Annotated in this window: 25 protein-coding genes; 11 read left to right on the top strand and 14 right to left on the bottom strand. The window is 69.0% G+C overall.

The window, feature by feature from the left end:
- From ychF to VGE49_RS10480, 5 genes are all read right to left on the bottom strand, one after another.
- On the bottom strand, positions 1-921 hold a 921-nt coding region (ychF, locus tag VGE49_RS10460; RefSeq protein WP_331034496.1), incomplete at its 3' end, for a redox-regulated ATPase YchF.
- 213 nt (positions 922-1,134) lie between these two features.
- Entirely contained in the window at positions 1,135-1,617 is a 483-nt protein-coding gene (locus VGE49_RS10465; RefSeq protein ID WP_331034497.1) for a copper chaperone PCu(A)C, read from the bottom strand.
- Positions 1,617-3,011: a PepSY-associated TM helix domain-containing protein gene (locus VGE49_RS10470; protein ID WP_331034498.1), complete on the bottom strand. Its 1,395-nt coding sequence runs from the start codon at positions 3,009-3,011 to the stop codon at positions 1,617-1,619. Before VGE49_RS10470 ends, VGE49_RS10465 begins: the two co-directional genes overlap by 1 nt.
- Entirely contained in the window at positions 3,011-5,089 is a 2,079-nt protein-coding gene (locus VGE49_RS10475) for a TonB-dependent receptor family protein (protein ID WP_331034499.1), read from the bottom strand. Before VGE49_RS10475 ends, VGE49_RS10470 begins: the two co-directional genes overlap by 1 nt.
- Positions 5,090-5,170: 81 nt before the next feature.
- Positions 5,171-5,557: a DUF2946 family protein gene (locus VGE49_RS10480; RefSeq protein ID WP_331034500.1), complete on the bottom strand. Its 387-nt coding sequence runs from the start codon at positions 5,555-5,557 to the stop codon at positions 5,171-5,173.
- Between the two features lie 118 nt (positions 5,558-5,675).
- On the opposite strand from VGE49_RS10480, the gene VGE49_RS10485 reads away from it, so the two are divergent.
- Together VGE49_RS10485 and VGE49_RS10490 are read left to right on the top strand one after the other, a co-directional pair.
- Positions 5,676-7,091, top strand: a complete 1,416-nt coding sequence (locus VGE49_RS10485; RefSeq protein WP_331034501.1) for a DUF4139 domain-containing protein — start codon at positions 5,676-5,678, stop codon at positions 7,089-7,091.
- Between the two features lie 4 nt (positions 7,092-7,095).
- Entirely contained in the window at positions 7,096-8,721 is a 1,626-nt protein-coding gene (locus VGE49_RS10490; RefSeq protein ID WP_331034502.1) for a DUF4139 domain-containing protein, read from the top strand.
- Between the two features lie 164 nt (positions 8,722-8,885).
- Here the strand turns inward: VGE49_RS10490 and pth are convergent, their stop codons facing one another.
- The 4 genes from pth to VGE49_RS10510 all read right to left on the bottom strand — a co-directional run bounded on the left by pth (position 8,886) and on the right by VGE49_RS10510 (position 12,451).
- Positions 8,886-9,503 carry an aminoacyl-tRNA hydrolase gene (gene pth / locus VGE49_RS10495; protein ID WP_331034503.1) on the bottom strand — a complete coding sequence of 206 codons (618 nt, stop codon included), beginning with the start codon at positions 9,501-9,503 and terminating at the stop codon, positions 8,886-8,888.
- A 129-nt stretch (positions 9,504-9,632) separates the two neighbouring features.
- Entirely contained in the window at positions 9,633-10,241 is a 609-nt protein-coding gene (locus VGE49_RS10500) for a 50S ribosomal protein L25/general stress protein Ctc (RefSeq protein WP_331034504.1), read from the bottom strand.
- Between the two features lie 147 nt (positions 10,242-10,388).
- Entirely contained in the window at positions 10,389-11,423 is a 1,035-nt protein-coding gene (locus VGE49_RS10505) for a hypothetical protein (protein ID WP_331034505.1), read from the bottom strand.
- A 92-nt stretch (positions 11,424-11,515) separates the two neighbouring features.
- Positions 11,516-12,451: a ribose-phosphate pyrophosphokinase gene (locus VGE49_RS10510; protein WP_331034506.1), complete on the bottom strand. Its 936-nt coding sequence runs from the start codon at positions 12,449-12,451 to the stop codon at positions 11,516-11,518.
- 241 nt (positions 12,452-12,692) lie between these two features.
- Between VGE49_RS10510 and VGE49_RS10515 the strand changes: the two genes are divergently transcribed.
- On the top strand, positions 12,693-13,502 hold the full coding sequence (locus VGE49_RS10515; RefSeq protein ID WP_331034520.1) for an outer membrane protein assembly factor BamD: 810 nt from the start codon (positions 12,693-12,695) through the stop codon (positions 13,500-13,502).
- A gap of 101 nt (positions 13,503-13,603) precedes the next feature.
- Entirely contained in the window at positions 13,604-15,301 is a 1,698-nt protein-coding gene (gene recN / locus VGE49_RS10520; protein WP_331034507.1) for a DNA repair protein RecN, read from the top strand.
- A gap of 48 nt (positions 15,302-15,349) precedes the next feature.
- Here recN and VGE49_RS10525 read toward each other — a convergent pair whose 3' ends face one another.
- From VGE49_RS10525 to VGE49_RS10540, 4 genes are all read right to left on the bottom strand, one after another.
- Entirely contained in the window at positions 15,350-16,270 is a 921-nt protein-coding gene (locus VGE49_RS10525; RefSeq protein ID WP_331034508.1) for a cobalamin biosynthesis protein CbiG, read from the bottom strand.
- Between the two features lie 88 nt (positions 16,271-16,358).
- Complete coding sequence (locus VGE49_RS10530) at positions 16,359-16,874, bottom strand: hypothetical protein (protein ID WP_331034509.1); 516 nt, start codon at positions 16,872-16,874, stop codon at positions 16,359-16,361.
- A gap of 3 nt (positions 16,875-16,877) precedes the next feature.
- Positions 16,878-17,663, bottom strand: a complete 786-nt coding sequence (xth, locus tag VGE49_RS10535; RefSeq protein WP_331034510.1) for an exodeoxyribonuclease III — start codon at positions 17,661-17,663, stop codon at positions 16,878-16,880.
- Between the two features lie 117 nt (positions 17,664-17,780).
- Positions 17,781-18,734: a hypothetical protein gene (locus VGE49_RS10540; protein ID WP_331034511.1), complete on the bottom strand. Its 954-nt coding sequence runs from the start codon at positions 18,732-18,734 to the stop codon at positions 17,781-17,783.
- 143 nt (positions 18,735-18,877) lie between these two features.
- Here VGE49_RS10540 and VGE49_RS10545 point away from each other — a divergent pair, with 143 nt between their 5' ends.
- The 6 genes from VGE49_RS10545 to VGE49_RS10570 are packed head-to-tail and all read left to right on the top strand — an operon-like array spanning position 18,878 to position 23,749.
- Positions 18,878-19,954 carry an MBL fold metallo-hydrolase gene (locus VGE49_RS10545; protein ID WP_331034512.1) on the top strand — a complete coding sequence of 359 codons (1,077 nt, stop codon included), beginning with the start codon at positions 18,878-18,880 and terminating at the stop codon, positions 19,952-19,954.
- Entirely contained in the window at positions 19,951-20,727 is a 777-nt protein-coding gene (locus VGE49_RS10550) for an enoyl-CoA hydratase (protein WP_331034513.1), read from the top strand. The genes VGE49_RS10545 and VGE49_RS10550 overlap by 4 nt, the downstream gene beginning before the upstream one ends.
- 51 nt (positions 20,728-20,778) lie before the next feature.
- Positions 20,779-21,288, top strand: a complete 510-nt coding sequence (locus VGE49_RS10555; RefSeq protein WP_331034514.1) for a GNAT family N-acetyltransferase — start codon at positions 20,779-20,781, stop codon at positions 21,286-21,288.
- 48 nt (positions 21,289-21,336) lie between these two features.
- Complete coding sequence (locus VGE49_RS10560) at positions 21,337-21,888, top strand: DUF1285 domain-containing protein (protein WP_331034515.1); 552 nt, start codon at positions 21,337-21,339, stop codon at positions 21,886-21,888.
- On the top strand, positions 21,885-22,547 hold the full coding sequence (locus VGE49_RS10565) for a CoA pyrophosphatase (RefSeq protein WP_331034516.1): 663 nt from the start codon (positions 21,885-21,887) through the stop codon (positions 22,545-22,547). The genes VGE49_RS10560 and VGE49_RS10565 overlap by 4 nt, the downstream gene beginning before the upstream one ends.
- Entirely contained in the window at positions 22,544-23,749 is a 1,206-nt protein-coding gene (locus VGE49_RS10570) for a CCA tRNA nucleotidyltransferase (protein WP_331034517.1), read from the top strand. Before VGE49_RS10565 ends, VGE49_RS10570 begins: the two co-directional genes overlap by 4 nt.
- Here VGE49_RS10570 and VGE49_RS10575 read toward each other — a convergent pair.
- Positions 23,724-24,680 carry an endonuclease/exonuclease/phosphatase family protein gene (locus tag VGE49_RS10575; RefSeq protein ID WP_331034518.1) on the bottom strand — a complete coding sequence of 319 codons (957 nt, stop codon included), beginning with the start codon at positions 24,678-24,680 and terminating at the stop codon, positions 23,724-23,726. The genes VGE49_RS10570 and VGE49_RS10575 overlap by 26 nt on opposite strands.
- Before the next feature lie 216 nt (positions 24,681-24,896).
- Between VGE49_RS10575 and VGE49_RS10580 the strand changes: the two genes are divergently transcribed.
- Positions 24,897-25,726, top strand: an 830-nt coding sequence (locus tag VGE49_RS10580) for a DUF2793 domain-containing protein (protein WP_331034519.1), incomplete at its 3' end; no start/stop codon positions are given.

Here is a 25,726-nt window from a genome sequence, read left to right on the forward strand (position 1 = left end):
GGCGGCCTGGGGGGCGGTGGCCCCGACGGGGATGGTCCAGGCGCGAGCTTCCTTGGGACCGACGGTGAAGTAGGTCTGCAGGCCCAGCAGCTTGTAGGCTTCGCGGATCAGGCGGTTCAGGCCGGGCTCTTCCAGACCCAGAGTCTCGAGGAACTCCTTTTGCTCCTCGTCGTCCAGGACGGCGATTTCCGACTCGATCTGCGCCGAGATGACCACCGAGTTGGCGTTGTCCTCGGCGGCGCGCCTGGCCACCAGGTCCGACAGCTCATTGCCTTTGTCGGCCGAGCCTTCCTCCACGTTGGCGACGTAGAGAGCGGGCAGGGCGGTCAGCAGCTGCAGCATGTCCCAGGCCTTCTTGTCCTCCTTGGACACTTCGGCCAGACGCGCGGGCTTGCCGTCGCGCAGCTTCTCCAGCGCGGCGTCGATCAGTTTCAGCGTCAGCTGGGATTCCTTGTCGCCGCCCTTGGCGCGCTTCTCGACCTGAACGCGACGGCGCTCCAGGCTCTCGAGGTCGGCCAGCATCAGCTCGGTCTCGATGATCTCGAGGTCCGAGATCGGGTCGATGCGGTTCTCGACGTGGGTGATATCGTCGTCGACGAAGCAGCGGGCCACGAAGGCCACGGCGTCGCAGTCGCGGATGTTGGCCAGGAACTGGTTGCCCAGGCCCTCGCCCTTGGACGCGCCGCGCACCAGGCCGGCCACGTCGACGAAGGTGATCCGCGCGGGGATGATTTCCTTCGACCCGGCGATCTCCGCCAGGGTGTTCAGGCGAGCTTCCGGCACGGCCACGTCGCCGGTGTTCGGCTCGATGGTGCAGAACGGATAGTTGGCGGCCTGGGCCGCCGCCGTCTTGGTCAGGGCGTTGAACAGGGTGGACTTGCCGACGTTGGGCAGGCCGACGATCGCGACTTTAAGAGCCATGGGATTCCTCGTGAGCGCGAGCCTTTAGCGGGTTCGGGCCTGTTTGTCAGGTGCGGCGGCATATCGAGCTTTCCTCCCCATTCCATGGGGAGGTGGCGCGGGGGCGAAGCCGACGTGACGGAGGGGGCGACTCGACGGCTGACGTTTACGCCGCCCCCCCCACCGCTACGCGGTCCCCCTCCCCATGAGCGGGGAGGAAAGACGGGTGTCTGACTACTCCTCGGAATCCACGACCGGCGGCTGCTTGACCGCCGCGTGGACGCCAATCGCCGGGGCCTTCTCGAAGGTCAGGGTGAAGGAGGCGACGCCGCCGTCCACCAGCGGATCGCGCAGACCCATCAGCATCACGTGGGTCGAACCCGGCTTCAGCTCGACCTTCTGACCGGCGGGCAGGGGCAGACCGTCCGTCAGTTCGCCCATGCTCATGACGCCGTTCTCCATCTTCATCTCATGGATCTGGGCGCTCTCGGCCAAGGCCGTCGAGACGCTGAGCAGGCGGTCGTCGGACCCGGCCGTCAGGGTGACGTAGCAGCCGCCGACCTTGGCGCCGTTCGGCGTCGGGCGGCACCAGGCGTCGGCGACCGTGACGGTTCCGGCGACGGCGGCGGTCTCGGCGGGTTTTTCCGCCGGCTGGCCGCAGGCGGCCAGGGTCAGGGCGGCGGCCGACAGACCGGCCAGGGCGAACAGGGATTTCATCAAGGTGTTCCTTTCCAGGAGGCGACGATCTTGGACCCGGCGACCGTCCGCACCGCTCGATCGAGCAGCAGGGCGGCCACAAGGCTCAGTCCCGTCAAGGGATAGAGGATGGACAGGGGAATGACGATGCACAGCACCGCCGTCCGGGCGCGAGGGCCGGGGGGCGAGGGCGGGGCGCCCAGGCGATGGCGCGACAGGCTGGGCGGACGGCGCTTCCACCACATGACCAGGCCGCTGAGGCCCAGCACCCATACGGCGATACAGCCGACCAGCATCAGGATGCGGTTGATCCAGCCGTACTGCATCCCCTGGTGGACGGCGATGCCCCACTCAAAGCCCTTGGCCATGACGCCGAACTGTTCCCAGCGCAGATCGGCCTTCACCGCTCCGCTGGCGCCGTCGACATAGAGGCTGCGTGCGTCCTGGGCCTGGCGGGTCTGGCGGGCGACGGTCCAGGCCAGGTCGGACGATTGCGGGATGCTGACGGTGAAGGGGCGGGGCAGGCCCTGTTCATGCGTCGTCTGAAGCACGCGGCTCAGGCTGGGGTTTGCATGGCCGTGAGCTGGCGCGGGCAGGACGGCCTTCTCCAGTGTCCAGCCCACGCCGGCCGGGGCGTCATGCGGCTTGGCGTGGCTCCAGGGGCTGGCGGCGGCGGGCGCGGGCGGACGGCCCAGACCCGTGCCGCGCATCACCCCCATGAACTGATCGCCCCAGACGGCGGACCAGGGCATGCCCGTCACCGCCAGGAAGATGATCACCCCGCCGACATAGAAGCCGGTCACGGCGTGCAGGTCGCGCCAGAAGGGACGACGACCCGCATCGGTTTCCTTCAGCCGCAGCACCGCCCCCGCTCTCCGGCGCGGCCACCACAGATAGAGGCCGGTGGCGCACAGGATGAGGCCCCAGCCCGCGACGATCTCGACCAGGATGTTCAGCGCCTTTCCAACCGGCCCGCCGACCAGGCTGAGGGAATGCAGCGCCTTGATCGTCTCGGTCACGCCGCCATAGGCGGTGACGCCCGTGACGCGGGCGGTGTGCGGATCGACGAAGACGGTCCGTTGCGAACCGTCCGGGCGATCCACGCGGATGCGCACGGCCTGATCGGATTGCGCCGGGACCAGGACGTTTGCGGCTCGTCCCCGTCCGGCGTCGGCGGCGGCCGCCAGCCACTGATCGGGATCGGCCGTCTGCGCGCTGACCGGGACCTGGATCATGGCGCGATAGACCGCCTGATCGATCTCGTCCTTGAACAGATAGAGAGCGCCGGTCAGCGTCAGCAGCATCAGGAAGGGCATGACCAGGACCCCGGCGTAGAAGTGCCAGCGCCAGACCGCGCGATAGGCGCCGGACATGATGTCCGGCGCCTCGCCCCTGCTGTTGGCGGGACCGCCCATCAGTAGGCCAGCCTGACGCCGACGAAGACGGAGCGCCCCTCGCCGGGGAAGAAGACGGCGGTCGATGTCGTGCGCGCGTCGGTCACGGCGGAGAACTCGCCGACGTAACGCTCGTTCGTCAGGTTGCGCGCGTCCACATAGACCGAGGCGTTGGACCCGATGTTGAAGCCGCCGGTCAGGCCCAGCACCGCATAGTCGGGCGCCTTCATCGTATTGGCGTAATCGACATAGGGGCTGCTGATCCGCCATTCGACCGAGGGGGTGACGAAGACGCCGGACGCATGACGCCAGGTCAGCTCGGCCCGGTACTGATGCTCGGGCACGACCGGCAGGCGGTTGTCGCCCCAGCGCGCATCGCCGTCGAAGCGGAAGTCGCTCCAGGTCCAGGTCTGGCGCAGCAGCAGCGAGCCGTCGGCCAGTTCGACGGGCAGGCGCCAGTCCAGACCGGCCTCGATCCCCTGGTGGAGGGTCTTGTCGGCGTTGAAGGTGGCGGCGGGGATGTCGGGGCCGGTGATGAAGTTCAGCATCTCGCCGTCGATCTGGCTGCGATAGGCGGTCAGGTCCCAGGCGAAGGCGTCGCGTCTGCCGCGCGTGCCGATCTCGGCGGTCCATGCGTCCTGAACCTCGACCGGGACGAAGCCGGGCAGCGGGGCCTGCACCAGCGCCCCATAGGTCGGCGGCTCGACCGAGCGGGTCACGTTGGCGAAGACCTGGGCGCCGTCCTCGGCTTCCCACAACAGGCCCAGACGCGGTGAGAACCAGTCGTAGTCGATGCTGTCGTCATTGGCGGGCTTCAGCCGGTCGGCGTAGTCGCGCGTGGCGCGGCCCCAGGACCCGCCCGCGACCAGAGCCAGCCGGTCTGTGACGAACAGCCGCCCCTCGGCGAAGACGTCCAGCCCGTTCGCCTCTTGCTTGCCCTTGGCCGTCAGGGCCCCGCGATCACCGGCGATGTTGACATAGCGCAGGGCGTCCAGGTCCCCGTCACGCCAGCTGAAGCCATAGAAGGCGTCGGCGCGCAGGCCCGCGACCTGACCCGTCCAGTCGATGCGGGCGAAGGCTCCGCGCGTGGCGCTTTCCTGATCCACGACCTGGAAGATGGGGTGATAGAGCGACTTCTCCCAGCCCCAGACGGCGCCCTCGAACAGGGTCGATTCATTGAAGCGCCAGCGCGTCTGCAGCGTCAGGCGCTTGACCGTCAGGTCGCGGGCCTGATCGCCGGTCAGGGCCGAGGTCGAGGCCATGCGCGGCGTCTTCAGCGCCTGATCCAGGGTCAGGGCGCCGGGGATGTCCTGCTTGATGTCCGCCGCCTGGGCGATCAGGCGCACCTCGCGGTCCTCGCCGAACGAACGCCCGGCGTTGACGGTCAGGCGGCCTTGCGATTGCTCGCTATGATCACGCCAGCCGTCGCTCTGCATCCCCGTGACGGCGGCGTAGATGTCCCAGTCGCCATGCGTGCGGGCCACGGCGGCGTGGCCGCGCCCGGACTCGAAGCTGCCGCCTTCCAGCTGAAGCAGGTTCTCTTGCAGCGCCGTGCGGCCCGTCGGCGTCACTAGGTTGATCGCCCCGCCCAGCTGCGCCCCGCCGAAGCGAAGCGTGTTCGAGCCCTTCCACACCTCGATGTAGCGGGCGCTCAGCGCGTCCACGCTCTGGAAGTCGGAAAAGCCGTCGGCGTCGGCGAAGGGCACGCCGTCCTGGGCGAACAGGACGCCGCGCTGGTGGAAGCCCTGGGCGATGCCCGAGCCGCGAATGGAGAGGCGGCTTTCCTCGCCATAGCGCTTCTGGGCCAGCACACCGGGGACGTTCCTCAGGGTGTCGGAAAAGCCCTGGGCGAAGCGGTCGGCATAGCTCTCGGCCGAGACGACGGCGACAGCGCCGGGGGTGCGGCTGAGACGGTCGCGGGCCTCGGCCACGACGGCGGGGTCCTCGGCGTTGCGGCGGCCGGTGACGATGATGCTGTCGACGACGGTGGCCGGACCTTCAGCGTTTGGCCCGTCAGCCTCGGAGGCGTGAGCAAGGGCGGGCGCCAGGCAGGCGCCGATGAGCAGCGCGCACGGCGCCGCGGTGGTCTTGAAAGACATGGAAGGTCAAATCCTGAAAACAGAGGTGCGGTCGCGGGCGTCGTCATGGGACGCGCGCGAGGCGGCAGAGGTTTCTGGTTTTCAGGCGTGAGGCGGGGCGGTGGACGGCGGGCGCGGCGGCGCACGGACGGGCGGCGGGGGGCTGACGCGGAAGGGCGTATAGGCGACCGGTTCGACCAGACGGACCGCCGGGGCCGGGGCGGGGGCAGGCGGTTCGGGCAGGACGGCCAGCAACGGCATGACGCAGGCCGCGCACTTGGCCCCGATATGCTTGTTGATCGGCCCGTCCACGCCGCCTGACTGGATCGTCTGCGGGCCTTCGGCCGAGCAGATGACGATGGGCTGGCCCGGGACCGAGGCCGCCAGCGCCGCGAAAGGCAGCAGGGTTCCGATCACGATGGCGAACGTCGCGGCCAGGAAGGCCAGCGAGCGCGCAATCGACCAGTTTTCACTCTGGGGCCGGGTCACGCGCCGGGCTGTAAACCTTCTCGTGATGTGAAGCTATAGCGACGGGACGCCGCGCACCCTCGACAACGCTTGTTTCTCCGTGTCAGCGTGGCCGTCGGACAAGCTCAGGGAATATCCTATGATCCGCGCTCTCGGACCCTTCGCCGTCGCCATGCTGCTGGCCGCGCCCGCAGTCGCACAACAGGTGGAGGAGGGGCCGGGCGGTCCCGACCGCGTCTCCCTGACCGTCTACAATCAGAACATCGCCCTGGTGGAGGACGTGCGGAATCTGAACGTGCCCGCCGGGCGCTCGCGTCAGGAGTTTCCGGGCGTATCCGCCAGCATCCGGCCCGAGACGGTCGGCCTGTCGGGGCGCGGCCTGTCGGTGGTCGAGCAGAACTTCGACTATGACCTGCTGACGCCGGGCAAGCTGATGGAAAGCGCCGTCGGCGGCGACATCGGCATCATCCGCACCAACCCGGGCTCGGGTGCGCAGACGACCGAGCGCGCCCGCGTCCTGGCGGCGAATCAGGGCGTGGTGCTGCAAATCGGCGACCGGATCGAGGTGCTGCGTGACGACGGCGTGCCGACGCGGGTCATCTTCGACCGCGTGCCGCAGAACCTGCGTCCTCGCCCGACGCTGAGCGTTACCCTGGACGCTCAAGGCGGCGGTCGGCGCGAGACGACGCTCAGCTATCTGACCACCGGCCTGGCGTGGAAGGCCGACTATGTCGCCCGCTTCGACGAGAAGGCAGGCAAGCTGGACCTGACCGGCTGGGTGACGATCACCAATAATTCCGGCGCGACCTTCAGCAACGCCCAGACGCGGGTGGTGGCGGGCGACGTCAACCTGGTCAACGGCAACAACGGCTACAACCCGCGCTATGGCCAGCCGCCCCGCTCGGTGCGCGGCAACGGCACGCAGACGGGCGGGCAGGGCGCCCTGGCCGACGTCTATGTCTATCCGCTGCCGGAAGCCGTCACGGTCGCCAACAACCAGACCAAGCAGGTCGGCCTGATCGACGCGGCGGGCGTGCCCGCGACCAAACGCTATCTAAACGTCATCAACGGTTTCCAGACGGCCGAGGAGCCGATCGCGGCCGAGGTGGGCGTCATCTTCAGCAACGGTTCCGGGACCGCGGCGCGCGCCCTGCCGGCCGGGGTCATGCGCGTCTATGTGAAGGATGAGGCGGGCGAACCGCGCTTCATCGGCGAGGATCAGGTCGATCACTCGCCTGCCGGGTCCGAGATCGTGGTCACGACCGGCGACGCCTTCGACGTGACGGTGCAGCCGCGTCTGGTGATGTCGGAGCGTGTGTCGAAGCGCCTCGTGGACTATTTCCGCACCCGCTATGCGATGGAGTACACGGTCCGCAACGCCCGGCCCGAGCCGGTGACGGTCGAAGTACGCCAGCGCGGTCTGGGCCGCGACACCGAACTGAGCGAGCAGAGCATCCAGGGCGAAATGCGTGACGCTCGCACTGTGGTCTGGCGGGTGCCCGTGCCCGCCAACGGCGAGACCAAGCTGACCGCGACCATCACGACCGGCGGTTGATCCGATGCGCCGCCTTCTGGCGATCACGACCGCGCTGACCGTGCTGGCGCCCACGGCCTGGGCCCCAATCGCCTGGGCGCAAACGGAAAGCGTGTCCGCCCGCCCGGATGCGGCGACCGTGGTCATCTATCGCGACCAGCCGGTCGATACGGTCGCTTTGATGGAGCAGTCGCGTCAGCCGTGGAACCGGCTGGACCGCGAGGGTCTGGCCCTGATCGTCGAGACGCGCACCGTCGACCTTCCGGCGGGCGAGGGGATCATCCGCTTCCGCGGCCTGGCCACCGGCGTCGTGCCCCAGAGCGCGGTGCTGGAGGGCCTGCCCGCCCATGTGGTCGAGCGCAACGCCGACTTTGACCTGCTGTCGCCCGCCAGCCTGATGGAGAAGTCCGTGGGCGAGGTGGTGCGCGTCGTCCGCACCAATCCCGCGACCGGCGAACAGGTGGAAAAGGCCGCCGTCGTCCGCGCGGGGGCGCAGGGCACGGTGCTGGAGATCGACGGGCGGTTCGAGGCGCTGGACTGTTCGGGCCAGACCGAACGGATCATCTTCGACCGCGTGCCCGAGGGGCTGGGCGACCAGCCGGTCCTGTCCGTCCGCACCCGCGCCGAACGGGCGGGGCGCCACACCGTCACCCTGGCCTATCTGGCGACGGGGCTGCAGTGGTCGGCCGACTATGTGGCGCGTCTGGACCCCACGGACGGGACGCTGGACCTGACCGGCTGGCTGACCCTGGCCAATTTCGGCGGCACGGGCTTCCCTGATGCGCCGGTTCAGGTGGTGGCCGGGACGCTGCGGAAGGATGCGGGCACCGTGCCGGTCGAGCCGCTGCTGCGCTATCCGCGGAACAATTGCTGGCCGCAGGGGACGACGACGTATGGCAGCGGCTTGGAGCCGACCTACAAGCAGGATCGCATGGAATACGGTCCGCCGCCGCCTCCACCGCCGCCGGCGCCGCCCGTCATGGCCATGCGCGCTGCCGTGGAAGACATCGTCGTCACCGGCAGCCGCATCGCGCGTCAAGGCGAACTGGGCGACTACAAGATCTACACCCTGCCGGAGCCGACCACGGTGGCTGCGCGCCAGACCAAGCAGGTGCGCTTCCTGGAGCGCGAGGGCGTGGCCTATGAGCGGCTTTATCGCGCGGGCGTGCTGAACGCCGACGACGAATCGCGTCCGACCGAGATCGTCCTGAAGCTGAAGAACGAGGAGAGCGCCGGGCTTGGCCTGCCCCTGCCGGGCGGCTCGGTGGCGGTGATGCAGCCGGACGGGGCGGGCGGCGTGCTGCTGGCCGGACAGGATCGGTTCGTGGACAAGGGCGTGGGGCTGCCGGTGCGTCTGACTTTTGGCGAATCGCCCGACGTGCGGGTGCAGACGCGGCTGGTGAAGTCGAACCGCACGACACGCGGGGCGCTGACGACGGCACGCTCGGAGGTCGAGACGACCGTCACCAATGCGCGGTCGGAGCCCGTGACGGTTGAACTGGTCGCTGGCGCGGCGATGCAACGCGGTTTCCGCATCCGCAGCCAGTCGTTGCGCAGCCGCATCGACGACACCGGCTATCCGGTCTGGATGGTGACTGTGCCCGCCAACGGCGCGGCGACGCTGACAGCGGCCTGGACGACGACGGATTGATTTCCTGATTCTCCCTCCCCTTCATGGGGAGGGTGGCTGAGGCGAAGCCGAAGCCGGGTGGGGGCGGCTCGGCTATTCACGCGCAACGCCCAGGATCGCTTGGCCCTCCCCACCCGGTCGCTGCGCGACCACCCTCCCCATGACGGGGAGGGAGAGGCGTCGCGCTATTCCCCGCGCGCCGCCTGACGCGGGCTGAACTTGGGCGCGGGGGCCAGGCGCATGACCTCCCCCTGGTAGCGTTCGTCGTCGCCCGCCACGGCGAAGGGCAGGGCGTCGGCGCAGGCTTGCAGCAGGGCGTCCAGCCAGGGCTTTTCGGCCTTGTGGAAGTCGCCCAGCACGTGCGGCATGACCAGATGGCTCTCGCCCGGATGTCCGATGCCTAGGCGACCCCGGCGGAAATCGGCGCCCAGATGGCTGATCAGGCTGCGGATGCCGTTCTGACCGGCCGCGCCGCCGCCGGTCTTCACGCGGAAACGGCCCGGGGCCAGGTCGATTTCGTCGTGGAAGACGATGATCTCGCTGGGTTTGATCTTGTAGAAGCGCGCCGCTTCGCCGACCGCGCGGCCGCTTTCGTTCATATAGGTCTGCGGCTTCATCAGCAGGACCTTGACCGGGCCGTCGGCGGTATCGACCTCGCCCTCGCTGATGATGGACTGGAACTTGGCCCGCTCGGGACCGAAGCGCCAGCGACGCGCGATCTCGTCCACAGCCATGAAGCCGATGTTGTGGCGGTTCTTTTCGTACTTGGCGCCCGGATTGCCGAGCCCTGCGATGATGATCATGCGGCTCTCATGCCCTGTGCTCCGGGCAAAGAAAAGCCCCGCGCCGGCGAACCGGGCGGGGCTGAAATCTTGGCGTCTTCCCTCAGGCAGCTTCGCGCCGCGCGCGAAGCGATAGGGAAAGAAACCCTCTTAGGCTTCGGCTTCAGCGGTGGTGTCACCGGCGTCCGACTGCGAAGCAGCCGAGTTCTTGATCGTGGCGATCACGAAGTCACGGTCGGTGATGGTGGCCGAGGCGCCCTTCGGCAGGGTGATGTCCGACATGCGGATGGTTTCGCCGATTTCGCGACCCTTCAGGTCGACGACCAGCTCTTCCGGGATCTGGTCGGCGGCGACCAGGATCTCGACCGAGTGACGAACGACTTCCAGCATGCCGCCGGCGCGCGTGAAGGGGGCTTCGTCAGCGTTCTTGAAGTGAACGGCGATCTCGATCTTGATCGGAGCCTTGGCGTCGACGCGCATCAGGTCGAAGTGAAGCGGGCGGTCCGACACCGGGTCGAACTGAACGGTCTTGGCGATGACCGGCTGGGTCTCTTCGCCGTACTTCAGGGTCACGAGGTGGCCCAGCAGCTTGCCGGTGTAGAGGGACTTGCGGAAGTCCTTCTCGTTCACCGAGATGGCGACGGGGGCCTTGTCGCCGCCGTACAGGATGCCGGGCACGGCGCCCGAGCGACGGACAGCGCGTGCGCTGCCGGTGCCCACGCCTTCACGGACGTCAACGTTCAGAATGATCTCGGCCATCGGGCTCGCCTCAACAACAACAGTAACGCCGCGCCAACTTAAGGGCCCGCGCGGCGGGGTCATGAACCCTCGAATTCAAGAGGGCGGGCTATTACACGGAACAGGTGCAGGACGCAACCGCCCCGGTCCGATCTGCCCGCCTTGGCGTCAGTTATTGGCGCCGCCCGGCGTCGAATTCGACGCTGTGACGGTGACAGCCGGCGTCGCCGGCGACTGGGCCGGGCCCGTATACTGGGCCGTGCAGGCGGCCAGATCGCGCACGATATGCCTGCCGGTGCAGAAGATGTCTTCATAGCTGGGACGCGACGCCGCCAGGCACTGGAACAGCATCAGCTTGGACATGTTCAGGCAGAACTCGTTGTTCGATTCGGTCGTCAACGCGTCCGTATTGGTCCGGGCGTCATCGCCGGCGGCGCCCAGGGCGGCCAGGGCGGCGATCGCGAGCGAATTGACGACAGCCGGGGTGAAGGGGGCGCCGTGCTGGGCCGGGGTCAGTCCCAGGCCCGAGCCGCTGTTGGCGGCGGCGAACAGGCGCGCGCTCTCCTCGGCGGAAGGCAGTTGGGTCACGGACAGGGTCTTGGCGCCCTGCAGGCGTGCATCGCGGTTGGCGATGGGGGTCACGGCCCAGCGGCGGCGTGGGTCGCGGCGTTCCTGGATCGTATAGGCGTCGCCTTCGACGGCTTCGGCGATGGCGGTCAGGGAGGCGATATCCTTGCCCATGGTCGAGACGATCAGCCCGGCCGCCGCGTCGGCGCCGGGCAGGGTGGCGGCGTAGGCGGGGTCCAGGACGATGCGCGCGATCATCTGCTGGCGCTGCGCCGGGTCGGTCGCGAACTGACGCACGCCCGCCACGTATTCCGGCGACTGCAGGGCCAGGATCGAGCCATAGGCGATCATGCCGCGCGACAGCTGGCCCGGCTCATAGGCCGCGCCCTTGCGGATGGCGGCCTGAATCGATTCCGCGTCGGGGAAGCCGGCCTGGATGCTGCCGACCTCGCGGACGAAGGCGACATAGACGGAGGCGGCCTGCGCCACGCTTTCATTGAGGGCCACAGGCGGCGGAGGCGTGACGGACGGCGGGGGAGGCGGCGCCTCCGGCGTGGGGGTCGAACAACTGGCCAGAAGGGCGGCGGCGGCGATAGCGGCGACGGACAGACCGCGGCTCAGAAAGGCCTGGGACATCGGCGAACTTCCCTACGTATTGGACGCGGGACACGCGCGGCGCCCCAGGAACTGATGGCGCTTATATCGTGAAGGGAATGGTTATTCGAAGGTTAATCGAAAAGTTTGGAGACGGACTCTTCGTTGGCGATCCGGCGAATGGCCTCGCCAATCAAGGGCGCGACGGACACCGTGCGGATTTTCCCGCACTTCAAAACTTCGTCAGGTTGCTCGATCGAGTCGGTGATGACCAGTTCCTTGAGCGGACCATTCGCGACGCGCTGGACTGCCGGACCCGACAGGACGCCGTGGCTGATGTAGGCCGAGACCTCGGTGGCGCCGCGATCGATCAGGGCCTGAGCCGCGTTCACCAGGGTGCCGCCCGAATCGACGATGTCGTCGAACAGGATGCAGCGGCGGCCTTCGACGTCGCCGATGATGTTCATGACTTCGCTCTCGCCCGCCTTGGGGCGGCGCTTGTCGACGATGGCCAGATCGGCGTCGAGGCGTTTGGCCAGCGAGCGGGCGCGCACCACGCCGCCGACGTCGGGCGAGACGATCATCAGGTCGTCGCCGCGCGGATAATGGTCCTTGATGTCCTGGGCCAGCACCGGCGTGGCCACCAGGTTGTCGGTCGGAATGTCGAAGAAGCCCTGGATCTGACCGGCGTGCAGGTCCATGGTCAGGACGCGGTCGGCGCCGGCGCGCGTAATGAGGTTAGCGACCAGCTTGGCCGAGATGGGCGTGCGGCCGCCGGTCTTCCGGTCCTGACGCGCGTAGCCGAAGTAGGGCATGACCGCCGTGATCCGACGCGCCGACGCCCGCACCAGGGCGTCCGTCATGATCAGCAGCTCCATCAGGTTGTCGTTGGCCGGATAGGAGGTCGACTGGATGATGAATACGTCCTCGCCGCGGACGTTCTCTTCAATGACGGCGAAAACCTCGTTATCGGCGAATCGTTTCACCTGGGCCTTGGTCAGCGGCATATCCAGATGATTGGCGATGGCCTGGGACAGAGTCCGGTTCGAATTGCCAGAGAGCAGCTTCATTACCGGACATCCTTTTGCCGTCATCGCTGCGCCAATGAGCGCAGTCGTTTCTGGACGCGCTCTTTAGCAGCGGATCGCCATGCATCAACCCGTCATGACGGATTTCGCTGCATTGGCATGGTGGCCGTCGCTGCTATAGAGATCGGCATAACGATAGCGGCGCACCGGGGGTGCGCTGCAGCCAAGGCATCTTGAGAGGTCGCCCTTGCCCGCTTCGAAGTCCCGTTCCGGCCTGATCCTGATGACGGTCGCCGTCGCCGCCCTGACGGTTTCCGCCTGTTCCGGGACCAAGCCGCGCCAGCGGCTGGCCTATGAAGAGCGTCCGGTCGAGCTGCTCTACAACACGGGCTATCAGCGCCTGCAGTCCAAGCGGTGGACCGACGCCGTCGACTATTTCCAGGAAGTGGAGCGTCAGCACCCCTATTCGGAATGGTCGCGGCGCGCGATCCTGATGCAGGTCTACGCCTATTATCAGAACAACAATTATCAGGACGCCATCGCCGCGGCTGACCGCTTCATCGCCCTGTTCCCCGGCAATCCGTCGGCGGCCTACGCCTTCTATATGCGCGCCATCTGCAACTTCGAGCAGATCGTCGATGTCGGTCGGGATCAGGCCTACGCCGAGGCCGCGCTGGCCGGTCTGCGCGATGTGGCCCGCCGCTATCCCAACACGCCCTACGCCACCGACGCCCGCGTCAAGATCGACATGGTCAACGACCAGCTGGCCGGCAAGGAAATGGCCGTGGGCCGCTTCTATCAGCGCGCCAATCAGCCGCTGGCCGCGATTAACCGCTACAAGGCCGTGATCAACAACGAGGCCTTCCAGCGCAGCTCGCATACGCCGGAGGCCCTGTATCGCCTGGTCGAGGTTAATGTCGGCCTGGGTCTGACTGAGGAAGCGACGCGCAACGCCGCCGTTCTGGGTTACAACTATCCGGGCAGCCCCTGGTACGCCGAGGCCTACGCTCTGCTGAACGAGCGCGGCGTTCGCCCTGACGTGCAGCCGCAAGCCAAGCGTGAAAGCTGGCTGCAACGCATCATCCCGGGCTAAGCCGGCTCGACAGGGGCAATAGGGGGACGCATGCGGAAAGACGCTGCGTTCCCTTTCTGTTTCCGGCTACAGTGGGCTGTAAAGTCGAATCAAGCTGGCCCATGCTGACCACTCTCTCGATCCGTGACGTCGTCCTCGTCGACGCCCTCGACCTGGAGGTCGGCGAGGGGCTGACCGTGCTGACCGGCGAGACCGGGGCCGGCAAGTCCATCATTCTCGACGCCCTGGGCCTGGCGCTCGGCGCGCGCGGCGACGCGGGACTGGTGCGCGCGGGCGCCAAACAGGCGGTCGCCACGGCCGTCTTCACCGCCCCCGACGACGAGGCTCTGATCGCCCTGCTGGCCGAGCGCGGCTTCGAGGTCGCGCCGGGCGAGGAACTGATCCTGCGCCGGGTCGTCTCGGCCGACGGCCGCAGCCGCGCCTATGTCAACGGCCAGCCCGCCGGGGTCACGGCGCTGCGCGAGATCGGCGCCCTGCTGGTCGAGGTCCACGGTCAGCACGAGACGGTCGGCCTGTTGGACTGGAAGACGCACCGCGCCCTGCTGGACAACTACGGCGGCCTGCAGCCCCAACTGTCGGGCGTCGCCGCCGCCGCCGACCGGCTGAAGGCCGCGCAGGGCCGTCTGGACGACCTGGAGGCCTCCGCCGCCGAAGCCGCCGCCAAGGCCGAGGAGATCGCGCTCAACCTCTCTGAGCTCGACGCCTTGGACCCGCAGCCGGACGAAGAGACCGAACTGGCCGGCGAGCGCGCCATCCTGGGCGCGGCGGAAAAGGCCGTGGCCGATCTGGCCGACGCTCGTAATCTTCTGGGCGGGGATAAGCTGAGCCAGCGTTTGGCCTCGGCCCTGCGCGCGGTCGAACACGCCCGTCAGCGCGCCGTTCAGGCGGGCGCCGAGGGCGACAACCCCGTCATCGTCAAGCTGGCCCTGGCGGCCGAGGCGGTGGACCGCGCCCTGGTCGAGGCGACCGAGGCCGTCGCCTCTGTCGATGCCGCCGCCGACGCCTTCGATTTTGAGCCTGGCCGCCTGGACAAGGCCGAGGAGCGCCTGTTCAGCCTGCGCGCCGCCGCCCGCAAGCTGAACACCACGGTCGACGCCTTGCCCGCTTTACGCGTGCGGCTGCGCGAACAACTGCGTCTGATCGAGGACGGGGCCGAGGCCCTGACCAATGCTCGTAGGGATGTGGCCGTGGCGATCGAGGCCTATGACGTGGCGGCCATGCTGCTGACCTCGGCGCGCGAAGCGGCGGGTGATCGTCTGGTCGCCGCCGTCATGGGGGAACTGGGTCCGCTGAAGCTGGACCGAGCTCGTTTCCGCGTGACGCTGGATCCCATCGAGGGGCGTCGCGGTCCCCTGGGCGTCGAGACGGTGCGTTTCGAGGTCGCCACCAACGCCGGCACGCCCTTCGGCCCGCTGGACACCGTGGCCTCGGGCGGCGAACTGGCGCGCTTCGCCCTGGCCATGAAGGCGGCCCTGGCCAGCCGCGAGGACCAGCGCCAGCCGGTCATGATCTTCGATGAGGTCGATCAGGGCGTCGGCGGCGCCGTGGCCGAGGCGGTCGGCGGGCGTCTGCAACGTCTGTCCAACGGGGCTCAGGTCCTGGTCGTGACCCACAGTCCCCAGGTCGCCTCGCGCGGCCACACCCACTGGAAGGTCCGCAAGGCCGACGTGGACGGCCACACGCGCACGTCCATCGACGTGCTGGAGCCCCATCCCCGTCAGGAAGAGATCGCCCGGATGCTGTCGGGCGCCGAAATCACCGATGAGGCGCGGGCGGCGGCGCGGGTGCTGATCGGGTAGTTGTCTCCGCTCATCCCGGCCTTCGCCGGGATGGGCGGAAGTGGGAGCTTAGACCCCCAGGATCCAGCCTTCTTCGTTCTCGACCTGAGCCACCAGCGTCTCATTCGCCGACTTCGGGGGCGCAAACGCCTTCTGCAGGTCGCCGGCGTCGTCCATCTGGGCGAAGGCTTCGGCGGCGGTGCGGACCTGGGCCTGGGTCTTGTATTCCTTGACGCCCTCGGCGTTGACCTGGCGCTTGGCGTCGAACAGGGCGGGCCAGACCTCGACCACGACGGCCGACAGGGGCTCTACATCGGCTTCGGTCAGTTCGCGCCAGCCGGTGTTGAAGGGCCAGACGGCGGCCGATGCGCCCAGCTTGTCCAGCAGGCGGCGCAGCATGGGCACGCCCAGCAGGGTCAGGCCGCCGACGGCGCCGGCGCCGTGCATCTGCCAGACGCTCTTGGGCGGCAGCTTGTCCTTGCGCGCGGCCAGTTCGGTCGCGCGGAACTCGGGAATGTCGGCGCCGGCGCCTTCGGGCGGCTTGGTCGTGGTCAGCCAGCGCTGCGCCTGACTGGCTGGCGCGCCCCAGAAGGGCCAGGGCTGATCCGTCATCAGCCGGTTCATCTTGGCCGCGACCTGATAGCGGTTGTTGGTGTTGTCGGCCTTGTCGACGATGTTGGCGGCCAGGAACTTGCCCATGGCGTCCCACGGACGACCGTCCAGCTTCAGGCGCGCGGCCGTGCCGGCGGGGAAGCCGAAATCGAAGTCGAAGCCGACCAGGACGCGGTCGCCGCGCTTCCTGTGTTCGGCCAGCAGGTCGGCGATCAGGGCCTCGCCCTCGGCGCGCGTGGCGACGTTGTGGGTCTCGGTATAGAGGCGGAAGCGCACGTCGCGCTTGGCGACGCCGACCCACAGGGTCTGCTCGCCCAGCTTCTTGCCTTCGGCGGCGGTCCAGTCGGCGATGATGTAGGCGTCGAAGAGACGGGCCACGGCGGGCTCCTGAAGAAACGCAGTAAACAGCAGAGGCGGGGGTTCTAGCCTTCCGCGACGATGCCGGGAAGGGGGCCGGGAAGGGCGATCATCGCTTCATCAGGGCTTCGACATGCGACAACCAGCGGCGCCCCAGCCGCAGCGCCTCGGTGGGCGAGCCGGTCGAGGCGGGCAGGTCGGCGTTCCACAGCGCCATCTCGAACTCGGGATTGCGCGCGTCGGCGAACATCAGGCGCAGCACCACCTGCTCGGCCTCGGGCACCACGACGTCCAGGTCCTTGCGCAGGGCGCCGCGACGGGCGCGAGCCACGACGTGGCCGTCGACGATGATCTCGCCGCCCTCGACCTCATCGAAAGCGTAGACCAGCCCCTGGGCGCCGCGCTGCCACAGCACCACCACCTGACCGCCGTCGAAATCCAGACCGGCGGCGCGGCCCTCGGCGGGGGACAGGGCCTCGGTGTCCGCCTTGACGCCCAGCGACTTCATCAGCGCCCGCTTCAGCCGCCGCTCAGGCTCCATCCACCAGGACAGCATCAGGGCGCCGGTCGTCAGGAAGGCGGCGGTCAGGGCGATCAGCAGGATGACCCTGAACGCCTCGCTCATGGATCAGGCCTCCAGGTCGAGATCGACCACCACGGGGACGTGGTCGCTGGGCTTGTCCATGTCGCGGGCGTCGCGGTGGGTCTCGATGCCGCGGAAGCGGTCGGCGGCCTGCGGCGACAGCAGGGCGAAGTCGATGCGGATGCCGTTGTTCCTCTGCCAGGCGCCGGCCTGATAGTCCCAGAAGGTGTAGGTGCCGGCCGGTTCGCTGCCCAGTTCATGACTGTCGGCCAGACCCAGCCATTTCAGGGCGCGGAAGGCCTCGCGGCTTTCGGTCTGGAACAGGGCGTCTTCGGCCCAGTTCGCGGGGTTCTTGGCGTCCTCGGCCTCGGGGATGACGTTGTAGTCGCCGCATAGGGCCAGCGGCTCTTCATAGGCGAGCAGGGTCCTGGCGTGGTCCTGCAGGCGCTGGAACCAGGCCAGCTTGTAGGCGAATTTCTCGGTGCCGATCGGATTGCCGTTGGGCAGGTAGATGGCGGCGACGCGGACCGGAACCGGGGCCTCGATCACGGCCTCCAGATAGCGGGCCTGTTCGTCCCCGTCGTCGCCGGGCAGGCCGCGCCGGATGTCCGACAGGGGGAATTTCGACAGGATGGCGACGCCGTTGTAGGTCTTCTGACCATGGGTCTCGACGTTGTAGCCCAGGCTTTCAAAGGCTTCGCGCGGGAATTTCTCGTCCACGCATTTGATTTCCTGGAAGCAGGCGACGTCAGGATTGGCGGATTCCAGCCAGGCCAGCACGGTGGGCAGGCGGGCGTTGACCGAGTTCACGTTCCAGGTGGCGATGCGCATGGGGCCAAGGCTAAGGCGCGTCGCGTTCGGCGAAAAGAGGTCCCCGAAAACTAAGACGCAAAACAAAAACGCCGCCGGATCGCTCCGGCGGCGCTTCGTTGGACGATCAGGCGTCGATCAGGCTTGCGGCGTGGCGGCCGGAGGCGTCGTCGTCAGCTTGCAGCCGCCGCCGATGAGCGCGGCCTCGGCGCAGGGGTAAACCTGCTGCACGACGTGTTCGGCGTTGAAGCGGATGATCGATCCCTCGGCGCCGGCGCAAGTCACTTCGATGAAGCGGCCGTTGGGGTTTTGGCCCATCAGGCGGACCTGCTGGACGTCGCAGGCGGCGGCGTCCGAGCCGGTCAGCCAGGACTTGACCGTCGCGGCCTGTTCAGCCGGGGTGGTGAACAGGCAGGTGGCGTTCTGGCTGATGATCTGCAGGCACTCGGTCTTTTCCCAGCCCGAGGCGTTCTTTTGGATCCAATAGCCGTCGGCGCCGGCGCAGCCGATCTCGTAGACCACGACGCCGTCGCTCGATTGGCCCCGAACCTTGGCTTCATCGACCGTGCAAGCGACGCCAGCCTGGGTCGCATAGCCTTTCAGGAAGCCCATATTGTCCTGATTGCCGGGAAGCGAGCAGGTCTGGCTGGGCGGAGCCTCGGGGTTTGCGGCGCGAGCGTCCGCAGCCTGGTTGGCCAGGACGAGGCAGTCGGCGAACTGGGGCGGGGTCGAGGCGACGACGATATAGCCCGGCGCGCCGACGCAGGTGGCTTCGTAGATTTTGACCTGTTCCGCCGTGACGCCAAGCATCTTGGCCTCCGTCACCTGGCACGGGGTCGATCCCGTAGCGAAGACCGCTTCGACTTCGGCCTTGATCACGGCCGGATCGACGGGGGCGGGCGCTTGCGGGCGCTGGCGCTGCTGACGGGCGAGGCGGCTGGGTTGAACGCGTTCCGTCCTGACGTTCTCATCGCCGGAGCGGGCGGCGTTGGCGCCGCCGCTTTCCTGGGCGAAGGCGAGCGCGGGGCTCAGGGTCATGACGGCCAAGCCGGCGGCGATCCCCATGGCGCGGCTGAAACGTTTGATGGTCACTGGAAGGGCTCCCTCGGCCTCTACTGGATGCCGGCAGCCTTGGCGGGGTCTTTCGGTTCGGTCAAGCGCGGCTGCGCGAGACAGGTCTGGACCCGAACCGCTCAATCGGGTTTAACCTGCGAGGGTTGCGATTGGAGACGGACTTGGCGGACGGCGCGATAAGCGATGAGACGGCGACGACCGCACGCGGCCTGACCTATCCGTCGGGACTGCCGCCCGAGCCGGGTCAGGCGGTCGAGGTCGCGCCGGGCGTGCTGTGGCTGCGCCTGCCGCTGCCGTTGAGCCTGAACCATATCAATGTCTACGCCCTGGCGGACGGCGACGGCTGGACCCTGGTGGACACCGGGCTGAAGACCGAGGCGTCGAAAGCGGCCTGGGAAGCGGCGCTGGCGGGACCGCTGGGCGGCAAGCCGGTCAAGCGGGTGATCTGCACCCATATGCACCCGGACCATATCGGGCTGGCGGGCTGGCTTTGCGGGCGATTCGACGCGCCGCTGCTGATGTCGCGGCTGGAGTATGTGACGGCGCGGATGCTGATCGCGGACGAGGGCCGACCGGCTCCGGACGAGGGCGAGGTCTTCTATCGCGCCGCCGGCTGGACCGACGAACAGATCGCGCGATGGCGGACGGGATACGGCGGCTTCGGCAAGGCGGTGGCTCCCATGCCTTCGGCCTATCTGCGGCTGGCGCAGGACGACGTAGTGCGAATCGGCGCCGACGACTGGCGCGTGGTGATCGGCGAGGGTCATTGCCCCGAACACGTCTGCCTGTGGCGCGAGGGCGACGGGGTTCTGCTGTCCGGCGACCAGATTCTGCCGCGCATATCCTCGAACGTGTCGGTCTGGCCGACCGAGCCCGAGGGCGATCCCCTGGGCGAATGGCTGCGGTCGTTGGCGGCGTTGAAGACGCGGCTGCCGGGCGACCTGTTCGTCCTGCCCTCGCACGGCGAGCCCTTCTATGGCGTCACGACGCGGCTGGAAGCCTTGATCCGGGGGCATGAAGTGGCGCTCAAGCGGCTGGAACGGACGCTGAAGGCGCCGTGCCGGGCCGTCGACGTCTTTTCGGCCCTGTTCGCGCGCCCGGTGGGCGACGCGGTGCTGAGCATGGCGACGGGCGAGGCGATCGCGCATCTGAACTATCTGGCCCGCGAGGGGCGGGCCCGACGCGACCGCGATGAAGCGGGCGTCGATTGGTGGACACTGACGGAGGCAGGACAATGAGCGAACACATCAAGATCGACCTGGACGGCGGCGTCCTGACCGTCGCCTTCAATCGGGCGGACAAGAAGAACGCCATCACCCAGGCCATGTATTCGGCCCTGGCCGAGGCAACCGAGCGGGCCAAGGTCGACGACGCCGTGCGCGTGGTCCTGTTCCGCAGCGAGGGCGACTCCTTCTCGGCCGGCAACGACATCGCCGACTTCATCGCCCTGGGCTCGCAGAGCAGCTGCGATCTGGTCGAGATGGGGGTGTTTCGCTTTCTCAAGGCCCTGGCCGACCTGGACAAGCCGGCGGTGGCGGCGGTGCGCGGTCGGGCGGTGGGCATCGGCCTGACCCTGCTGCTGCATTGCGACATGGTGGTGGTGGCCGAGGACGCCCTGCTGTCGGTCCCCTTCGTCAACCTGGCCCTGGCGCCCGAGGCGGCGTCGTCCCTGCTGCTGCCGGCCGCCGTCGGCCATCAGCGGGCGTTCGAGCTGTTCGCCCTGGGCGAGGCCATCGACGGCAGGACGGCCCTGGCCTGGGGGCTGGCCAATCGCGCGGTTCCGGCCGATCAGGTCGAGGCGACGGCGCGCCAGCTGGCCGACAAGCTGGCGGCGCGGGCGCCCAATTCCATCCGCAAGACCAAGGCCCTGATGCGCGACGCCGAGGCCCTGTGGGGCCTGATGCAGCGTGAAGCTCATGCCTTTGGCTCGCAGATGCGCAGTCCCGAGGCGATGGAGGCTTTCATGGCCTTCAGCCAGAAACGCGCCCCGGATTTCACTAAGGCCGGCTGATTTCGCGCAAACGCGATTGATTCGAGGGGGCAGGGGGTCTAGGCGCCGCGCATGAACGCCGTCGTCGCCCCAGTACCTGTTGATGCCGCAACGCCGGTCCGCATCGTGCGAGAACGATCGGGCGACGCCGCGGCCGTCGACGCCTTGGTGCTGGCTGCCTTTGGACCAGGCCGGTTCGCCAAGACGGCGGAACGGCTGCGCGAGGCGGCGGCCCTGGCGGCCGGCTTTTGCGCCTTTGAAGGCGAGCGCCTGATCGGCTCGGTGCGGCTGTGGTCCATCATGGCGGGCCAGGCGCGCTCCGTCTTTCTGGGACCGATCGCCGTCGACGCCTCCAGCCGTCGCGGCGGACTGGGCGCCGAACTGGTGCGGGCCTGTCTCGACGAGGCGAAGGCGATGAAGCTGGACGGGGTGCTGCTGATCGGCGATCCGCCCTATTTCTCGCGCTTCGGCTTTTTGCCTGCGCCGCAGGCCGTGTTCGCCGGGCCGGTGGACCAGCGCCGGGTGATGTGGTTGCCGATCACCGAGGTTCCGCCGGTCGGGGCGGTGCGTCCCGTCGCCTGAGGGCGGACTGACCTTCCTTTGCCGGGCGACGCGGCCCATAGTTCGGATATGACGAACCCCGCGACACCGCCCGGCCTGTCCGGCGTCGCCGAAGCCGCGCGGCAGGCGCCCGGGCGCGGCCTGCCGCCGGTGCATCTGTGGCGCCCCGAACATTGCGGCGACATCGACATCCTGATCCGGGCCGACGGCGTCTGGATGCATGAAGGCTCGCCCATCGGTCGGGTCGAACTGGTGCGGCTGTTCTCGACGGTGCTGCGCAAGGACCCGGACGGCTATCATCTGGTCACGCCGGTCGAGAAGCTGAAGATCCGGGTCGAGGACCTGCCGTTCCGTGCGGTGACGATGCAGGCGAGCGAGGGCGTGCTGAGTTTCACGACCGATGTGGGCGACGAGGTCGAGGCAGGGGCGGATCATCCGATCATCGTCGAGACCGACGCCGAAACTGGCGAACCGGCGCCGCGCGTCCATGTGCGGGCCGATCTGTGGGCGCGGATCGCGCGGCCGGTCTTCTATGATTTGGTCGAACGGGCGGAGGCGACGGACGGGCGTCTGGTGGTGCGGTCCGGCGGCGAAGTTTTCTCCCTAGGAGACGTGGAATGAGCTGCAGCAGCCTGAGGAAGCGGCTGGAGGCCCGTCTGGACCCGGTGGCGTCGTGGACGCCCGAACGGACGGCTATCCGGTCGGACTATGATCTGAACCCCGGCGCGGGGCGGCCGGCGCGCGAGTTGCGGCCCGCCGCCGTCCTGGTGCCGATCGTCGTGCATGACGACGGCCCGACCGTGTTGATGACGCGGCGCTCGGACAGCCTGGCCAGCCACACCGGCCAGATCGCCTTTCCTGGCGGTCGGCTGGACCCCGGCGAGACGGCCGGACAGGCGGCGCTGCGCGAGGCGTTCGAGGAGGTCGCGCTGGATCCCGGCGTGGTGGAACTGCTGGGGCTGGGCGATCCATACGAGACGGTGACGGGGTTTCTGGTGACGCCGGTGGTCGGCTGGCTGACCGCGCCGCCTCTGGTCACGCCGTCGCCGGCCGAGGTGGCCGACGTGTTCGAGGCGCCCTGGGACTTCCTGATGGACCCGGTCAATCACCGCCGCGACTACTATGATCCCGAGAACGGTCCACGCCGCTGGTTCTGGGCCATGCCCTATCGCGAGCGCTACATTTGGGGGGCGACGGCGGGCATATTGAAAGGCCTGTTCATCAGGCTTTACGGCGACGAGATCGAGCCCCTGTCGGCGGCGGCCGAGGACGCGGCGTGAGCCATCGTTTGCAGGGGCAGGACTGGCTGACGGCGTCGGCCACGCGGGCGGTGACGGCGGCGCTGGCGGCGGCGGGCGGGGCGGATTGCGCGCGGTTCGTCGGGGGCTGCGTGCGCAACGCCCTGATCGGCGCGCCCATCGACGACATCGACATCGCCACGACCCTGACGCCTGACGCCGTGGTGGCGGCGCTGAAAGCGGCGGGCTTGAGGTCTGTCCCGACCGGCATCGAACATGGCACGGTCACGGCGTTGTCAGAGCATCAGCCGTTCGAGATCACCACCCTGCGCCGCGACGTCTCGACCGACGGGCGGCGCGCGACGGTGGCCTTCACGACCGACTGGGCCGAGGATGCGGGACGGCGGGACTTTCGCCTGAACGCCCTCTACGCCGATGCGGACGGCGTCATCCTGGACCCGACGGGCCAGGGATTCGACGACGCCCTGGCGGGGCGGATCGTCTTCGTCGGCGAGCCGGAAGGCCGCATCCGCGAGGACTACCTCCGCATCCTGCGCTTCTATCGGTTCCATGCCTGGTATGGGCGCGGCGCGCCCGATGCGGCGGCGGTGGCGGCCTGCGCAGCCTTGGCCGAAGGCGTCGAGCAGTTGTCGGCCGAGCGGGTGTCCAAGGAGCTGCTGAAGCTGCTGGCCGCGCCCGATCCGCGCCCGGCGGTGCGGTTGATGGATGAGGCGGGGGTTCTGGGGCGGGTCGTGCCGGAGCCCGCAGACCTGACCCTGTTCGAGACGATGACGGCTTTGAGCGGTGATCCGGTGCTGCGGTTGTCGGCCCTGCTGCCCGCCGATCCGGCGCGAGCGGGCGAGGTCGCGCGGCGTCTGCGTCTGTCCAACGCCCAGCGTGACCGTTTGGCTGCGGCGGTCAGCGGCGAAGCGACGACGGCGCTGACGGAGCCGCAGGCGCGTGCGGCCCTCTATCGCGACGGGCGACAGGCGTTCGAGGATCGGGTTCTGCGGGCCTGGGCGGCGGGCGGAGGTGAGGCGGACGCCCGGCGTCTGCTGGCTCTGGCGCGGGACTGGTCGCGGCCGTCCATGCCGGTCGGCGGGCGTGATCTGGCGCAATTGGGCCTGACGCCGGGACCGGAGACGGGGCGGGTGCTGAAGGCGTTCGAGGCCGGCTGGGTCGCGGACGACTTCCCCGATCACGGCCATGAAGAACGGCTCAGGGGCCTTCTGCGGCCAGCGTGAACTTGGTGACGACCGGGCGGTGGTCCGAGCCGGTCTTGCCGCCCAGCTTCCGTTCCAGCAAAGCCAGGTCGGGCGAACGCCAGACCTGATCAATGGTCAGGCCGACGGCTGACGGCGCGGCCGCCGGCCAGGTACCGGGCCAGCCGGGGGCGGGGATCAGACCAGCCTCGGCCTGAATCTGACGCCCGATGCGGGCGCTGGACACGCTGTTGAAATCGCCCGCCGCGATGACGGGGCCGGTCATGTCGCGACGAATGGCGGTCAGGGCCGCAGCCTGATTGATCTGCCCCCACTGATACTGGAAGGGCCAGGGCCGGGTCAGATGGGCGCCGATGATGTTGACGGGGCCGAGCGGCGTCTGGGCGGTCGCGGCGACGGAGACCAGGCCGTCGGGCCGGTCGGCGATGGCGGTCAGGGGATAGCGAGAAGCGATGGCCGCGCGCGCCGCGCCGGGCCGATCCACGCGGGCGTTGAGGACGCGGTGCGGATAGCCTGCCAGCACGCGATCCAACCGAGCCGATGGCGCGTCGCCCAGCTCCACCAGCACCAAGATGTCGGCGTCGGCCTCGGCGATGGATCGGGCGATGGCGTCCACGTCCTCGTTCCACGCCCACAGATTGGCCGAATAGAGGCTGAGCGCCGGCGCGCCCTCGCGGGGCAGGGCGCCGCCGCGCGGAAACCATTGAGGCCAGGCGGCGAGGATCAGCAGGGCGGTGACGCCCAGGCCCATGATCACGGCCGGGCGTAGCCGCAGCCCGGCGTAGAGCAGGGTCAGAACCAGTGTGGCGCCGAGGGCCGGGGCCGGAAACTGAGCCAGCAGGTCGGTCCAGCGGTGGCCGATCCGGCTGAGCGCCGACAGGGCGACGGCGGCGGGCGCGACGAGGACGCCCAGCGCCGCCAGATGGATCGCGGCCTTCAACGGTGAGATCAAGCGGACTTCCTCGCGGCGTGACGCGGCGGACCGCTCCCTTGGCCTATCCGAACGGGGCGGCGCGTGTCGAGGGCTGTGCGCCCGACGCGGGACCTCGCGCGCATTCGGGCAGGGCAATCCCAGTGATTTGCCGGGTTTGCCGCGCGCTGCGCCCCTTCAGCGCGCCGGGGCGACGGGCCTGAGCAGACTGATCCTCCAACCTTTGGAGATACTTCGATGAGCGACGACGCCAGCGCGCGGCTGGGCCTGCCCTATCTGGCGGCGGGGCAGCTGCAGAAGCACGTGACCCTGAACGAGGCGCTGACGCGCCTGGACGCCCTGACCCAGACGGCGGTCGTCAGCCGCACGACCATCGACCAGCCGGCCGGTCCCGCCGACGGCGCCCTCTATGTCCTGCCGCCCGGCGCCACGGGCCTGGACTGGAGCGGTCGACCGGCGGGCAGCCTGATGCGCGCCGAGGCGGGCGGCTGGCTGGCGATCGAGGCGCCCGACGGCCTGCTGGCCGTGGTGCTGGACAGCGATGAGGTGCTGGTCCGCCGCGCCGGGACCTGGGCGGCGCTGACGGGCGAACCCCTCGCGGCCTTGCAGAACCTGACCCGCCTGGGCGTGAACACCGAGGCGGATGCGACCAACGTCTTCGCCGCCCGGCTGAACAAGGCCCTGTGGACTGCGCTGGAGAGCGAAAGCGGCGGCGACGGCGATCTGCGCTTCACCTTCAACAAACAGGGGGCGAGCGACGTCCTGTCCCTGCTGTTCCAGAGCGGCTGGGGCGGGCGGGCCGAACTGGGGCTGATCGGCGACGACGATCTGAGGCTCAAGGTCAGCGCCGACGGCGGGACCTGGCGCGACGCCTTCTCGGTGGAGCGAACGACGGGGCGCCTGTGGTTCGCGCAAGGGGCGACGCGCCGCGAAAACACGGCGCTGACGATGAATGGAAGCTGGACCCCGCCAGCCTGGGCGCGCTGGGTCGAGGCGGTCTGCGTCGGCGGCGGGGGCGGCGGCGGCGCGGGGGCTGTCGGAGCCGCAGGGACCGCACGGCACGGCGG

The organism is Brevundimonas sp. (assembly GCF_036405315.1).
Classification (GTDB): Bacteria; Pseudomonadota; Alphaproteobacteria; order Caulobacterales; family Caulobacteraceae; genus Brevundimonas.

Coding starts and splice junctions, on each gene's coding strand:
- VGE49_RS10515 (WP_331034520.1), top strand. CDS start 12,693: ATGACGGTCGCCGTCGCCGCCCTGACGGTTTCCGCCTGTTCCGGGACC.
- xth (WP_331034510.1), bottom strand. CDS start 17,663: ATGCGCATCGCCACCTGGAACGTGAACTCGGTCAACGCCCGCCTGCCC.
- VGE49_RS10550 (WP_331034513.1), top strand. CDS start 19,951: ATGAGCGAACACATCAAGATCGACCTGGACGGCGGCGTCCTGACCGTC.
- recN (WP_331034507.1), top strand. CDS start 13,604: ATGCTGACCACTCTCTCGATCCGTGACGTCGTCCTCGTCGACGCCCTC.
- VGE49_RS10560 (WP_331034515.1), top strand. CDS start 21,337: ATGACGAACCCCGCGACACCGCCCGGCCTGTCCGGCGTCGCCGAAGCC.
- VGE49_RS10505 (WP_331034505.1), bottom strand. CDS start 11,423: ATGTCCCAGGCCTTTCTGAGCCGCGGTCTGTCCGTCGCCGCTATCGCC.
- VGE49_RS10500 (WP_331034504.1), bottom strand. CDS start 10,241: ATGGCCGAGATCATTCTGAACGTTGACGTCCGTGAAGGCGTGGGCACC.
- VGE49_RS10565 (WP_331034516.1), top strand. CDS start 21,885: ATGAGCTGCAGCAGCCTGAGGAAGCGGCTGGAGGCCCGTCTGGACCCG.
- VGE49_RS10510 (WP_331034506.1), bottom strand. CDS start 12,451: ATGAAGCTGCTCTCTGGCAATTCGAACCGGACTCTGTCCCAGGCCATC.
- pth (WP_331034503.1), bottom strand. CDS start 9,503: ATGATCATCATCGCAGGGCTCGGCAATCCGGGCGCCAAGTACGAAAAG.
- VGE49_RS10475 (WP_331034499.1), bottom strand. CDS start 5,089: ATGTCTTTCAAGACCACCGCGGCGCCGTGCGCGCTGCTCATCGGCGCC.
- VGE49_RS10555 (WP_331034514.1), top strand. CDS start 20,779: ATGAACGCCGTCGTCGCCCCAGTACCTGTTGATGCCGCAACGCCGGTC.
- VGE49_RS10485 (WP_331034501.1), top strand. CDS start 5,676: ATGATCCGCGCTCTCGGACCCTTCGCCGTCGCCATGCTGCTGGCCGCG.
- VGE49_RS10465 (WP_331034497.1), bottom strand. CDS start 1,617: ATGAAATCCCTGTTCGCCCTGGCCGGTCTGTCGGCCGCCGCCCTGACC.
- VGE49_RS10530 (WP_331034509.1), bottom strand. CDS start 16,874: ATGAGCGAGGCGTTCAGGGTCATCCTGCTGATCGCCCTGACCGCCGCC.
- VGE49_RS10490 (WP_331034502.1), top strand. CDS start 7,096: ATGCGCCGCCTTCTGGCGATCACGACCGCGCTGACCGTGCTGGCGCCC.
- VGE49_RS10470 (WP_331034498.1), bottom strand. CDS start 3,011: ATGGGCGGTCCCGCCAACAGCAGGGGCGAGGCGCCGGACATCATGTCC.